Source organism: Cyanobium sp. NIES-981 (assembly GCF_900088535.1).
Classification (GTDB): Bacteria; Cyanobacteriota; Cyanobacteriia; order PCC-6307; family Cyanobiaceae; genus NIES-981.
Window position 1 is genome coordinate 2,818,125 of record NZ_LT578417.1, and the last position, 13,912, is coordinate 2,832,036.

The 13,912-nt window shown below is 63.7% G+C and carries 7 protein-coding genes, 2 tRNA genes and 2 rRNA genes; 2 read left to right on the forward strand and 9 right to left on the reverse strand.

The genetic code is table 11. The features are described 5' to 3' along the window. Nucleotides 1-13 precede the first annotated feature (13 nt). The 9 genes from CBM981_RS14105 to CBM981_RS14145 all read right to left on the reverse strand — a co-directional run bounded on the left by CBM981_RS14105 (nt 14) and on the right by CBM981_RS14145 (nt 12,524). A 23S ribosomal RNA gene (locus CBM981_RS14105) occupies nt 14-2,901 on the reverse strand. Nucleotides 2,902-3,499: 598 nt separating this feature from the next. After that, a tRNA-Ala gene (locus CBM981_RS14110) sits at nt 3,500-3,572 on the reverse strand. 35 nt (nt 3,573-3,607) lie between these two features. Continuing rightward, nucleotides 3,608-3,681 (reverse strand) — tRNA-Ile (locus CBM981_RS14115). Between the two features lie 324 nt (nt 3,682-4,005). Next, nucleotides 4,006-5,491 (reverse strand): 16S ribosomal RNA (locus CBM981_RS14120). Together the 16S and 23S rRNA genes with 2 tRNA genes alongside form the textbook arrangement of a ribosomal RNA operon. Before the next feature lie 701 nt (nt 5,492-6,192). Further along, nucleotides 6,193-7,023: an inositol monophosphatase family protein gene (locus CBM981_RS14125; protein ID WP_087068912.1), complete on the reverse strand. Its 831-nt coding sequence runs from the start codon at nt 7,021-7,023 to the stop codon at nt 6,193-6,195. Beyond that, entirely contained in the window at nt 7,020-8,450 is a 1,431-nt protein-coding gene (locus tag CBM981_RS14130) for a BCD family MFS transporter (protein WP_369801705.1), read from the reverse strand. The genes CBM981_RS14125 and CBM981_RS14130 overlap by 4 nt, the downstream gene beginning before the upstream one ends. Next, nucleotides 8,447-10,090 (reverse strand): TolC family protein, encoded by a 1,644-nt coding sequence (locus CBM981_RS14135; protein ID WP_225867418.1) that lies wholly within the window; start codon nt 10,088-10,090, stop codon nt 8,447-8,449. Before CBM981_RS14135 ends, CBM981_RS14130 begins: the two co-directional genes overlap by 4 nt. 146 nt (nt 10,091-10,236) lie before the next feature. Then, nucleotides 10,237-11,631, reverse strand: a complete 1,395-nt coding sequence (locus CBM981_RS14140) for a TIGR03279 family radical SAM protein (RefSeq protein ID WP_087068915.1) — start codon at nt 11,629-11,631, stop codon at nt 10,237-10,239. Nucleotides 11,632-11,657: 26 nt separating this feature from the next. After that, nucleotides 11,658-12,524, reverse strand: coding sequence for an undecaprenyl-diphosphate phosphatase (locus CBM981_RS14145; protein WP_172820905.1), 867 nt, complete (start codon nt 12,522-12,524; stop codon nt 11,658-11,660). 172 nt (nt 12,525-12,696) lie between these two features. On the opposite strand from CBM981_RS14145, the gene CBM981_RS14150 reads away from it, so the two are divergent. After that, the gene (locus CBM981_RS14150) at nt 12,697-13,368 is read left to right on the forward strand and encodes a DUF3120 domain-containing protein (protein WP_225867419.1); all 672 of its coding nucleotides are present in this window, start codon (nt 12,697-12,699) and stop codon (nt 13,366-13,368) included. Between the two features lie 114 nt (nt 13,369-13,482). Further along, complete coding sequence (gene psbU, locus CBM981_RS14155) at nt 13,483-13,860, forward strand: photosystem II complex extrinsic protein PsbU (RefSeq protein ID WP_087069465.1); 378 nt, start codon at nt 13,483-13,485, stop codon at nt 13,858-13,860. Nucleotides 13,861-13,912: the final 52 nt, after the last annotated feature.

Consider the following 13,912-nt stretch of genomic DNA (forward strand, 5'->3'; position numbering starts at 1 on the left):
AGAGCTCGAGTTGATGGTCAAGCCCTCGGTCTATTAGTACTCCTCCGCTTCACACATTACTGCGCTTCCACGTAGAGCCTATCAACGGGTGTTCTTCCCGTGACCTTACTGGCTTATGCCATGGGAATACTCATCTTGAGGTGGGCTTCCCACTTAGATGCTTTCAGCGGTTATCCTCTCCGCACATGGCTACCCAGCGTTTACCGTTGGCACGATAACTGGCACACCAGAGGTGCGTTCCTCCCGGTCCTCTCGTACTAGGGAGAAATCCTCTCAATATTCCTGCGCGTGCACCGGATATGGACCGAACTGTCTCACGACGTTCTGAACCCAGCTCGCGTACCGCTTTAATGGGCGAACAGCCCAACCCTTGGGACCGACTTCAGCCCCAGGTTGCGATGAGCCGACATCGAGGTGCCAAACCTCCCCGTCGATGTGAACTCTTGGGGGAGATCAGCCTGTTATCCCTAGAGTAACTTTTATCCGTTGAGCGACGGCCCTTCCACTCAGAACCGTCGGATCACTAAAGCCGAGTTTCCTCCCTGTTCGACTTGTAGGTCTCACAGTCAAGCCTGCTTCTGCTTTTACACTCGTCGGCTGATTTCCAACCAGCCTGAGCAGACCTTTGCGCGCCTCCGTTACCTTTTAGGAGGCGACCGCCCCAGTCAAACTGCCCACCTGATACTGTCCAGCACCCGGATAACGGGTTGCTGTTAGAACTCTAGCTCGGAAAGAGTGGTATCTCACCAGTGGCTCACCATCACCCGCAAGCAATGGTTCATAGCCTCCCACCTATCCTGCGCATTCCGAGCCCGAGCACAATACCAAGCTACAGTAAAGCTTCATAGGGTCTTTCTGTCCGGGTGCACGTAGTCCGCATCTTCACAGACAATTCTATTTCGCCGAGCCTCTCTCCGAGACAGCGCCCAGATCGTTACGCCTTTCGTGCGGGTCGGAACTTACCCGACAAGGAATTTCGCTACCTTAGGACCGTTATAGTTACGGCCGCCGTTCACCGGGGCTTCAGTCGCCAGCTTCGCTTTCGCTGACCGGCTTCCTTAACCTTCCGGCACTGGGCAGGCGTCAGCCCCCATACATCGTCTTGCGACTTAGCGGAGACCTGTGTTTTTGGTAAACAGTCGCCTGGGCCTCTTCACTGCGACCACCTCGCGGTGGCACCCCTTCTCCCGAAGTTACGGGGCCATTTTGCCGAGTTCCTTAGAGAGAGTTACCTCGCGCCCCTCGGTATTCTCTACCACCCCACCTGTGTCGGTTTCGGGTACAGGCCATCATGCCTTAACGGGTATAGGGCTTTTCTTGGAAGCTTGACATCATCCACTTCGCGGCCGTAGCCGCTCGTACTCACGCCTCAGCTCAGGACGTTTTCGCCGTCCCTCAACACCTCGAACGCTTGAACCAGTAACCAACGTCTGGCTGGACTAGCCTTCTCCGTCCCCCTTCCCAAAACATGACAGGTACAGGAATGTTGACCTGTTGTCCATCGACTACGCCTTTCGGCCTCGCCTTAGGTCCTGACTAACCCTCCGCGGACGAGCCTGCCGGAGGAACCCTTAGGGTTTCGGGGCATGGGATTCTCACCCATGTTTTCGCTACTCAAGCCGACATTCTCACTTCCATGCAGTCCACGCCCGCTTACGCTAACGCTTCACCCCACATGGAACGCTCCCCTACCATTCACATGTTCCTAAGAACATTTAAATCCGCAGCTTCGGTACAATGCTTAGCCCCGTTCATTTTCGGCGCAGGATCGCTCGACCAGTGAGCTATTACGCACTCCTTTGAGGATGGCTGCTTCTAGGCAAACCTCCTGGTTGTCTGGGCAATCCCACCTCCTTTATCACTCAGCATTGATTTGGGGACCTTAGCTGGCGGTCTGGGCTGTTTCCCTTTCGACCATGGAGCTTATCCCCCACAGTCTGACTGCCTCGCTTCACACAGGGTATTCAGAGTTCGTCTCGATTTGGTACCGCTCTCGCAGCCCGCACCGAAACGGTGGCTTTACCCCCCTGCTGGAGCACGAGACGCTACGCCTCAACGTATTTCGGGGAGAACCAGCTAGCTCCGGGTTCGATTGGCATTTCACCCCTAACCACAGCTCATCCGCTGATTTTTCAACATCAGTCGGTTCGGACCTCCACTTGGTATCACCCAAGCTTCATCCTGGCCATGGTTAGATCACCCGGGTTCGGGTCTATAAACACTGACGATCGCCCTATTCAGACTCGCTTTCGCTATGGCTCCACCATTCCCGGTTTAACCTGCCAGTGCCTATAAGTCGCCGGCTCATTCTTCAACAGGCACACGGTCACCCGATCAGTCGGGCTCCCATTGCTTGTAAGCTCACGGTTTCATGTTCTATTTCACTCCCCTCCCGGGGTTCTTTTCACCTTTCCCTCGCGGTACTGTTGCGCTATCGGTCACACAGGAGTACTTAGCCTTACGAGGTGGTCCTCGCGGATTCACACGGAATTTCACGTGCTCCGTGCTACTCGGGATACAGCTAGCTCAGTTCGATTTTCGGTTACGGGGCTTTCACCCTCTGTGGCGCGCCATTCAAACGCTTCTCCTAATCTCCCTGATACACGTTGCTGTCCCACAACCCCGATGCTCGAAAGCATCGGTTTAGGCTTGTCCCCGTTCGCTCGCCGCTACTGAGGGAGTCGTTTTTACTTTCCTTTCCTCCAGCTACTAAGATGTTTCAGTTCGCTGGGTTGGCTCGCACCGCCCTATGGATTCAGGCGGCCGTTCTAGGGGTTGCCCCATTCGGAAATTCCCGGATCAAAGCGTGTTTCCAGCTCCCCGAGACTTATCGCAGGTAACCACGTCCTTCATCGCCTCTGTGTGCCAAGGTATCCACCGTGAGCCCTTTGTAGCTTGACCATTTAAACTCCCAGTGCTTCAGGTTGTTGACACCTATTCTCTCACCATTCCATTCACACGCTCAGGCAACAGCTTCCATCACCCTCATCGGATGATCGTTGCCACTGCCCTCACGCGTTCGCTGGAATGCTGGATCAGACTCTCCCCTCCTCGGCGGAAGGCAAAAGAACACTGAAAGCTCTCGGCTCTTGTCTCCATAGAATTGCCGATTCCCGCACGCTCTTGGTACTGGCTCATCGCCAATCCCTCCAGCGCAGGAAATCAAGCCTCCATGAGATGCTTTCTTTCCAGACTCACCTATGCAGTTGTCAAGGTTCTGCTGTCTTCTCTCTGTCAACTCACGCTCACAGAGTGAATCCAGCATCGGCTCAATCGTTGATCACCGTTGATGATCAGGAATGAGCAGAGGCTGAACTCCGCAGCTATCATCCGCAGCCATCAAAATCTCTCTTGATGCTGCTGAAACCTACCGTCTGTCTGGTCACCTCCTCACGCCTTGCTTCCTGGCGATCGGGTTTCTGGCTTTCGGGGTGTCCCGCCTGCATTCCGGCTCGGCAGCAACATCATCGTGCTCCCTTGCCTTCCCGCGCTGCGTCAGTGGAGGTTAGCGGACTCGAACCGCTGACATCCTGCTTGCAAAGCAGGCGCTCTACCAACTGAGCTAAACCCCCAGCCGGCAAGTCCTGCCTGCTGGGCAGGCGGCGAATGGGCCATCCTGGACTTGAACCAGGGACCTCACCCTTATCAGGGGTGCGCTCTAACCACCTGAGCTAATGGCCCAGGAAGGAATCTCCCGCAACACGTCTTCCTCCAAGAGATTGTCCTCTCGGACCCTCTCCTCTCGCAAGCCACGGTCTGGGAGCTCGTGGGGTGACCTAGACAACGTTTAGGAACTGAAAAAGATCGCACAGCCTCACCAAATCCAGCACCGTCACAGCTTGACCCTCGCGGATCTCCCTGCTTCAGCCTTGCTTCAGTTCGCTGACTCTCTCCTTGAGGTACCGATCGACCTTCGAGATGACAGGACCGTGGCCTGAGACAATTGGGCCCTTCAGACTTTCGTCCTCGTGGCGCTCAGACATCACAATCAGTTGTGTCTCCCTGTTAGGAGGTGATCCAGCCGCACCTTCCGGTACGGCTACCTTGTTACGACTTCACCCCAGTCATCAGCCCCACCTTCGGCGTCCTCCTCCACAAGGGTTGGAGTAACGACTTCGGGCGTGGCCAACTTCCATGGTGTGACGGGCGGTGTGTACAAGGCCCGGGAACGTATTCACCGCAGTATGCTGACCTGCGATTACTAGCGATTCCTCCTTCACGTAGGCGAGTTGCAGCCTACGATCTGAACTGAGCCACGGTTTATGGGATTTGCTAGCTCTCGCGAGTTTGCTGCCCTTTGTCCGTAGCATTGTAGTACGTGTGTAGCCCAGGATGTAAGGGGCATGATGACTTGACGTCATCCACACCTTCCTCCGGTTTATCACCGGCGGTCTCTCTAGAGTGCCCAACTTAATGCTGGCAACTAAAGACGTGGGTTGCGCTCGTTGCGGGACTTAACCCAACATCTCACGACACGAGCTGACGACAGCCATGCACCACCTGTCTCTGCGCTCCCGAAGGCACTCCCCGATTTCTCAGGGATTCGCAGGATGTCAAACCCTGGTAAGGTTCTTCGCGTTGCATCGAATTAAACCACATACTCCACCGCTTGTGCGGGCCCCCGTCAATTCCTTTGAGTTTCACACTTGCGTGCGTACTCCCCAGGCGGAACACTTAACGCGTTGGCTACGACACCGAGGGGGTCGATTCCCCCGACACCTAGTGTTCATCGTTTACGGCCAGGACTACAGGGGTATCTAATCCCTTTCGCTCCCCTGGCTTTCGTCCATGAGCGTCAGTTATGGCCCAGCAGAGCGCCTTCGCCACTGGTGTTCTTCCCGATATCTACGCATTTCACCGCTACACCGGGAATTCCCTCTGCCCCTACCACACTCTAGTCTTGTAGTTTCCATTGCTTAAATGGAGTTGAGCTCCACGCTTTAACAACAGACTTTCAAGACCGCCTGCGGACGCTTTACGCCCAATAATTCCGGATAACGCTTGCCACTCCCGTATTACCGCGGCTGCTGGCACGGAATTAGCCGTGGCTTATTCCTCAAGTACCGTCAGATCTTCTTCCTTGAGAAAAGAGGTTTACAGCCCAGAGGCCTTCATCCCTCACGCGGCGTTGCTCCGTCAGGCTTTCGCCCATTGCGGAAAATTCCCCACTGCTGCCTCCCGTAGGAGTCTGGGCCGTGTCTCAGTCCCAGTGTGGCTGATCATCCTCTCAGACCAGCTACTGATCGATGCCTTGGTAGGCTCTTACCCCACCAACTAGCTAATCAGACGCGAGCTCATCCTCAGGCGAAAACTCATTTCACCTCGCGGCATATGGGGTATTAGCGGCCGTTTCCAGCCGTTATCCCCCTCCTGAGGGCAGATTCTCACGCGTTACTCACCCGTCCGCCACTCACCCGAAGGTGCGTTCGACTTGCATGTGTTAAGCACGCCGCCAGCGTTCATCCTGAGCCAGGATCAAACTCTCCGTTGTAGTCCGGTCCTCTTGAACCAGTCACCTCACCAGATGCCTCGCGGCACCCAGTCAAGCCCTGGCCCTCAACTCGGCTTGCTCACTCCCAAGCTCGGCACTGGCGTACCAAACTCAGTCGTCGCCCCATTGTCTTCACAATGGTTTCAAAGAGTGCACGCTCGTCCCTCAACTCAGGCCTCACCACAAGAATTCCCATTCCCATGGCTCCTCCGTCATCTCAGGCTTCCCGTGGCTTTCCCAGATCTCAGATCCGGTTCGCTTCCAGCTTCAGCAGACGCTTTGCATGCTCCCTCGCTTCGTGATCAAGCTCGGCAGCACTCGCCCGCTCTCGCCGGTCGCTGTGTTCTTTTGACGGGACCTCACACCCCCACTGCTCGTTCGTCACCCTCCCGCAGCTCACTCCCACCCGTTGCACCCAGACCCTCAAGGTCCAGGCTCTTCAGCCAGCAGCTCACTCCAGGACCATGACGCAGTGGAAGCGTCAGTTCCTAAACGTTTCGGTTGTCCAGGTTCCTCCACCTCCACACCAGTCACCCCGGTGCTCTCGGTGGACGCTGCCTCGCGGTTCCCCGCTCCGGCAACTCAGAAAACTTACATCACCGGGGGGCTCCTGCCTTGCGGCCCTCGCTTCCCCTCCGTAAGCCCGCTAACCCCGCAGCTCTCGCTCCTGGGGCGCAGTCCAAAACTGTAGCACCCTCCCCTCAGCCGGGGTCAACCATCTCCTGCCCGCCCAGCTGCAGCAGTGCCTCACCCCAGGGCATGAAGCGCGCCAGCGTCTCGGCACGATCCGCCGCCAGAACCGGATAGTCGGCCGTGGCCTGGTCGCTGCCCGGCTCCAGCTGCTCCGGACTGCGCAGCAGCCAGCGCACCGAGCAGTGCAGTTCCGTGAGCACCAGCCAGGCGGCCGCCAGATCCCAGATCTTGGGCGTGGCCTCGAGGGCCGCCACCGTCTGCCCCATGGCCACGCTCACCAGATTGAGGCTGGCCACGCCCAGGAGCCGGATCTTGCCGGGAAAGCGCTGGCGGGGCAGTCGCTGCAGCACTCCGATCGAGCGGCTGCAGAGGGAGGCGCAGCCCGCCGGGTGGCTCTGCAGGGAGGGGGGATGCAGCGGTTTGCCATTGCGCCAGGCCCCCTGCCCCCGCACCGCCACGATGCGCTGCCGCAGGGGAGGCACGTCCAGCACGGCCAGCACAGGGCGTCCCCCCTCGAAGCGGGCCAGCGAGATGGCCCAGTAGGGAATCCCCGCCGCGAAGTTCGTGGTGCCATCCAGGGGATCCACCACCCAGAAGGCCTCGGTGAGGGGAACGCGCTTGTCGCCTTCCTCACTGAGAACCCCTTCGCCGGGGTAGAGCTCCGCCAGCCCCTGCACCAGGGTGCTGTCACTCCAGCGGTCACAGGCGGTGATGAGGCTCCCATCCGCCTTGACATCGGAGACGGCATGGCCGAAATCAGCCCGCTGCCGTTCCGCCACCCGATCGAGCAACGCCACCAGGCCTGGATCCAGGGCAGAGCGCGTGGGGGTTGTGGTCATCCAATCTCGAGGGCAAGGACCTTGCTGAGACTTCTCCCCGTATCCTCCCTGAACTGGCGCAGATTGACGCGGCTCAGCACCGCAAGCGCCACAAGGGCCACGAGCGCTTCAACCCCGAGCACCAGCGCGTAGGGGGGAAAAGGCCCGGGGGGGAGGGGGAAGAGCTGCTGCAACCAACGGCCCAGATCCAGGAGTCCGCCCCCGATCACCTTGCCCAGGGCCCGGGACATCGCCTGGGCCAGCCCCCAGACCCCGACGAAGGTGCCGGCGGCTTCCGGCAGGGTGAGATCGAGCATCAGCACCAGCGCGCTGTTGGTGCCGATGCCGGCGGCCAGGCCGAAGAGCACCATCACAATTCGCAGCAGGGGGATCTGGGCCACCATCCCGCTCACCAGCAGCAGCAGCAGGCTGGCCAGGATGAGCTGACAGCCCAGCCGCGCCGTGGCGAGCTTGCCGAGCCGGGGCACGATCCAGAGGCCCGCCAGCAGCAGTCCCGCCAGGGTGCCGATGCCCCACAGGGCATTCAGGGACGCCGTGGCGGCGATCGGCATGCCGAACACGTCGGCGCCGTAGCTCTCGAGGATCGGGTCCTGCAGAAACAGCGCCAGCGTGAACAGCACCAGAAAGAGGAAAAACACCAGCACCTGGCGGCTCGAGGTGACCAGGGCCCAGGACTGCCGCAGGGTGATGGCGTCGTCGCGGGAGCTGGCCTGGCTGCGGCCGCTGCTGCGGCGGGCCGGCGGCTCCATGCCCAGGGTGGCCACCAGCGTGAGCAGCAGCACCACAGCCGCCACCCGCAGCATGAAGCCGAGCAGCGCAGGCTCGAGCAGGGCCGGATCCCGCACCCCATCCAGACTGCGCAGGCCGATGGCGATGCTGATGGCCCCCACCACGATCCCCACGGTGAGCAGGCACCAGATGATCCCCACCGCCCTGGGCCGCTCCTGCTCGGTGGTGCGATCGATCACCAGGGCCAGGTAGGGCGTGGAGGCCAGCGAAATCGCCAGGCCATAGGCGGCGAACAGCCCGCACAGGGCGAGAACCCCACCGGCCAGCCGGGAGGAATCATCGGCCTGCAGCAAGGCGGCCACCTGGAAGATCAGGGGGATGGAGAGCACCGCCAGGCCGCAGAAGGCCAGACTGCCCAGCCAGATGTAGGGCAGCCGGTGGCGGCCGGCCAGGGGATAGCCATCCGACACCTGCCCCACCAGCACCCTGGCTGGGGCCACGAACTGCTCAAAGGCCAGGGCGCCTCCCACCCACAGGGCAGGAAACCCCAGCTCGCTGATCATCACGCGGTTGAGCATGCCGGCGAAGATCACGGCCAGGCAGCCCAGGCAACCCTGGAACAAGCCGAGCCGCAGGGTGCCGGCCAGGCCCAGTGAGCCGGTCTGGGCAAGCTGGGGGCGGTCGCTGGCCACCCTCAGACGGGTCCCGGATTGGAGGCCTGGCAGGCCGGCAGCAGCGGCGTGGGCTCAACCGGAATGTCCGCTGCGGGTTCCGGCTTGATCGGCGACAACGCCTGGGCGGGGCAGGTGGTGATCTGGTCGAGCCCGGTCCTGCGGCGCAGCTCCGCCAGGTTCACGTTGTATTCGGTGATGGCCTGGGCGTAGCGCACCTCCGCCTGGGTGAGGTCGCGCTGGTTGTCCACCACTTCCCGCTGGGTGGTGACGCCGGCCTGGAAGCGCAGGCGGGCGAGGCGCAGAGACTCCCGGGCCGAGATCACTTCCCGGGCCGTGGTGGTGATGTTGCGGTTGTTCTTGTCGAGGTTGTAGAAGCTCTCCTCCACTTCCCGGCGGATGGAATCCCGGCGCTCAGCGAAGCGGAAGGTGTTCTCCTGGGCCCGCTGGCGGCTCTGGCGAGCCTGGGCCGAGGAGGCGCCTCCGTCAAAGAGACTCCACCGCAGACTCAGACCCACCGAGGTGTCGTAGGAGCTGCCGGAGCTGATCCCCCCACCTCCAGAGCCTGCATTGGCGTTGAACCAATCGCTCTGGAAGCCGGCGAAGACGTTGAGGAAGGGCTGGGTTTCGCCGAGGGCGATGTTGGCCTGGCTGTTGGCGATCGAGACATCGAGCAGCACCTGATCCAATTCCTCCCTGAACGCATAGGCGGCCACGATGCTCTCCTGGAGGGAGGGCTGCCACACCCCCAGCACCCGGGAGGGGTCCGCAGCTGTGGGGGTCACGTTCTGGGGCAGGTCCAGCAGGGAGGCGAGGGACCGGCGGGCGATCGACTGCTGCGCCAGGGCCGTGGTGAGCAGCTGCTGATCACGGGCCAGCTGGGTCTCGGCCTCCAATACCTCCAGCCGGGTGGCCACGCCAGCCTGGAAGCGGGCCCGCGAATCCCGCAGGCTCACCAGGGAGGCCCGCACCGACTGCTGGCCGATGCGCACCTGATCATCGGTCTCCTGCAGGGAGAAGTAGGCCTGGGCAGCCTGCAGGCGCAGATCCCTCAGGGCGATCACGTACTGATACTTCGCCCGCTCGAACTGGTCCCGGGCGGCGGCGATGGTGGGGTTGCGCTGGGGGTTGATCAGCGCCCACTGGGCCGTGATCGCCACGCCTGCCGCCCAGCGATCCTGGTTGCTCACCTGGGTTCCGCCTCCCGCCAGGTTGCTGCGCTGCTGCCCGGTCGTGTAGGTGGGCAGCGCGTTGGCGTCGAGGTTGAGGTTGGGATACCAGAGAGCGATCTGGGCACGCAGGTTGCTCTGGGCCTGATCCACCTGGCTGGCGATGGCCTTGAGGTTGGGGTTGTTGACCTCGGCCAGGTTCTCCACCTGCTGCAGGCTCAGCGGACGCAGCTCCTCGATCACCACCTGCTCCGGCTTGGTCGGCAGGGCGAGGGAGTCGGGCGCGGGGAGATCCTCGACCGCGGGTTGCAGTTCATTGGCGGCCGGAGCGACCAGCTCGGGCTTGACCCGCGGACGGGTTCCCTTCACGTCCGGCGCGAAGGGGAGGGCCTGTTTGGGCGGCTCCGCCGCGGTGGCCTCAGGATCAGCCCCGCCGGCTGGGGAAGGCGGTTCGGCCTGGGCCAGACGGGTGGGGGCTTTGGATCCGGTGTGCTTCACGGCAGCGGCTGAACCCGCGGACGGGTGGCCTGCAATCGCTTCGGCCCAGGCCGGGTCCGCGCCCAGAGGGAGCCCCAGAATTCCGAGCAGCGTGAGTCGGAATGCGAGATGAGCCACGCTGAAATCCCTACGGATATGGGCGGAGTTTAAGGATCCCGATCCGGAGTGCCGACGCAGAGGGTCACCAGGTCGGCCGCACTCCCCAACAGAGCAACGGGCACGGGCAGAGCCGACTGCAGCTGCTCCAGGGTCATGTCATCCAGGAACACCGGCTCCCCCTGCCGCAGCATCACCGCCGGCAGCAGCAGGGCCTCACCGAGATCCTGGCCGCGCAGACCGTGCAGCAGGTCGGAACCGGTGAGCAGCCCCGTCACCACATGCTCCTGGCCCCAGTAGGGACTGGGCAGGCCGTGGAGCACCAGCTCGAGGCCCTCCACGGCATTGAGGCGCTCCACCACCGGCTCCAGCGCTTCCGCCACCAGCCTGCCCACCACCCAGCTGCGGCGGCGGGGTGGGTCCAGCCGCTCCGGCAGGGAGGTGGTGGCCCGGTCCAGCTCTTCGAGGAAGGCCCGGATGCTGCCCACGCCGTTCTCCTGCTGGGGGAGGTCTTCGTACTGGCCCCGCGGAGGCAGAGGCAGCCCTGCCACCAGATACCACTCATCGGACAGCCAGGCGAAGCGGCTGCCCAGATCAGCCCTGAAGCGCTCCTGCAGGGCCTCCACCTGGGCCACGACGCGGCGGGCACAGGCCCGGTCCACCGGCCGGAGGGCATCGCCATCGGGCCGGAAGCGGGTGAGCCCCACCGGCACCACCGCAGCGGAGAGCACAGCCGGCCACGGGCCGCCGCCGAAGCCGGCCAGGTCGGTGAGGGTGCGCTCCAGGGCGGCCCCGTCGTTGAGGCCCGGACACACCACCACCTGGGCGTGGATCTGCAGATCGCGGGCATCGAACCAGCGCAGCTGCTCCAGGAGCTGGCCGGCCCGTGGATTCACTAGCAGCCGGCTGCGCAGCTCCGGATCGGTGGCATGCACCGACACGAAGAGCGGCGAGAGGCGCTGCTCCTCGATCCGTTGCCAGTCGGCGGCGGTGAGGTTGGTGAGGGTGAGGTAGGAGCCGTAGAGAAAGCTCAGGCGGTAGTCGTCGTCCTTGAGGTAGAGACTGCGGCGCCGGCCCGGCGGCTGCTGGTCGATGAAGCAGAAGGGGCAGGCGTTGTTGCACTGGCGCAGACCATCGAACAGCGCCTCGGTGAAGGCCAGCCCCAGGCCCTCATCCAGGTCTTTCTCCAGCTCCACGGTGTGGAGCGCACCGCCGGAATCCTCCACCTCCAGCACCAGGTCCTCTTCCCCCACCAGAAACTGGAGGTCGATCAGGTCGCGGGGGCGGCGGCCATTGATGCTCAGCAGCCGGTCACCCGGCTCGAAGCCCAGCTCGGCCCCGATGGATCCCGGCTCCACGCTGGCCACCACCGCCGGCTGGGGCAGGCGCAGGGGCTGGCCATCAGGAGCGGCGAGGGCGATGCCGGCGGATGGTTCCTTCCACATGGCTGCCGGGGATCAGGGTGCCGCTGTCACGGAACCACTGTGGCGCGCAGCCAACCGAGGATGGCCATACCGAAGATCAGCCGGTAGGCCACGAACACCCAGGTGCTGTGGCGCTGCAGGTAGCGGAGCAGCCAGGCGATCGCGGCCCAGGAGACCACGGCCGCCGAAGCGATGCCCACCAGCATCGGGATCACGCCGCCGCCCGAGGGTGCCGCCAGGGCATCCTTGAGCTGGGCCACGCCCGCCAGGGTGATGGCCGGGATGCCGAGCAGGAAGGAGAAGCGGGCGGCATCGGCCCGCTCCCAGCCGTCGAAGAGGGCGGCGGTGAGCGTGCTGCCCGATCGCGACACCCCGGGCACCAGGGCCAGCATCTGGGCCAGCCCCACCACCACGCCGTCCCAGGGGCGGACGGCGGGCAATTCCCGCCGCCGATGGCCCAGCACCTCGGCCAGGGCCAGCAGCAGCGCCATCACCATGGACACGATGGCGATGGCCGTGAGGCTGCGCAGCGGCGAGTTGTCGTAGTCCGGCACCCAGAGCTTGATCGCCAGACCCGCCACCACGATCGGCACCGTGCCGAGGGCGATCGCCACCCCCAGCCGGGCGGCGGGATCGCTCCAGCGGCCATGGCGGCAGGCCCGCGCCACCCCCCGGAACACGCTGGCCAGGTCGCGGCGGAAGTAGGCCACCACCGCGGCGATGCTGCCCAGCTGGATCACCGCGGTGACGGCCACGCCGGGATCCCCCCAGCCCAGCAGCACCGGCACCACCTTGAGGTGCGCCGTGCTGCTGATCGGCAGGAATTCGGTGAGACCCTGCACCACCCCCAGGATCAGGGCCCGCCAGCAGGCTTCCCAGAGGCCGGGATCGCCGATCACACCAGCGGACTGCATCAGCGAGACCACGTCATGGGGAGACCCTATGGCCAGGCGGCCACCATCCACCCCTTAAGGTTGGACAACTTTCTTCACAACCCAGGTGATCGGGGCCCGACCCAGCGCACTGCTTGCACCTCCGCCCCCCCTGGTTCAGGCTGCGCGCCCTGCGGCGGCACCGATCCGGCCCGTGGCTCCTCCCCTGGGGGCCCAGCCGAGGGTCCTGGTGGTGAGCAGCGCCCTGCTGGTCACCCTTCCGGTGTTCCTGCAGGCCCCCTGGGTGCGCCTGTCTCCGGCCAGCGCCACCGTGTTCACGGCCGTTCTGGTGGCGGTGGGGGTGGTGCTCGCCGACAGCCCGGAGCCCCAACGCCAGCGGCTCGGGAGCCTGCTGGTGGGGTTCGCCGGCAGCTGGCTGGCCGGCTCGCTGTTCTGGGGCTGGGCCCGTCTGCATCCCCTCTGGCACCTGCCGATCGAGGCCTTTGCCCTGCCGCTGGCCCTGGCCGGTCTCGGGGGACGCTGGCGGCTGGGCTGCGGCTTCTACCTGGGATCCCTGCTCGGCACCGCCGCCACCGACGCCGCCATCGCCGCCACCGGGCTGATGCCCTTCTGGCCCCAGGCCCTGGCCGCGGCCCCGGGCCAGGCCGGCCGGATCCTGCAGGGGGCCGGTCTGCGGGTGCTTGAACCCTCCAGCCTTCTGGTGGTGGCCGGCGCCGCGGCGCTGCTGCTGCTGCTGAGCCGCTGGCTCTGGCAACGGGGCGAGGTGGGCCGCGTGGCCAGTGCGGCGCTCTCCACCACCCTGGCGGTGGATGGGATCTTCCTGCTGGCTGCCCTGCTCGCGCCGCGCCTGAGCGGCCTGATCTGAAGATCTGCAAAAGCCTGCTGGGCCGAGAGGGCTGGAGCAGATCCGCTTCTGTAGCGTTGGCGGTCGGTGGCCCGGCCACCGCTGTTTCCTGTCCTTCTCCGGAGTGTGCTCGTGATGAAACGGCTGGTTGCCTGGCTGATGAACGGTCTTGTGCTGGCCGGCCTCCTGGCCACCCTCCTGCTGCCCCCGGCGGCGTCGGCGGAGCAGCTGCGCAACCTGGCCGACGACAAGATCGCCGAGCGGGGCGACAAGGTGGATCTCAACAACAGCTCCGTGCGCCGTTTCCAGAGCTACCCGGGGATGTACCCCACCCTGGCCGGCAAGATCGTGCTCGGTGGTCCCTACGAGAACGTGGACGACGTTCTCAACCTGGACCTGACGGATCGCCAGAAGGAACTGTTCAACAAGTACAAGGACAACTTCACCGTCACCCCTCCGGCCATCGCCCTCAACGAGGGCTTCGACCGCATCAATGACGGCCAGTACCGCTGAGCCCCCTCCCTAAGCTTCCAGCACCGTTGAAAGCCGTCGGGGCCTTCCGGCG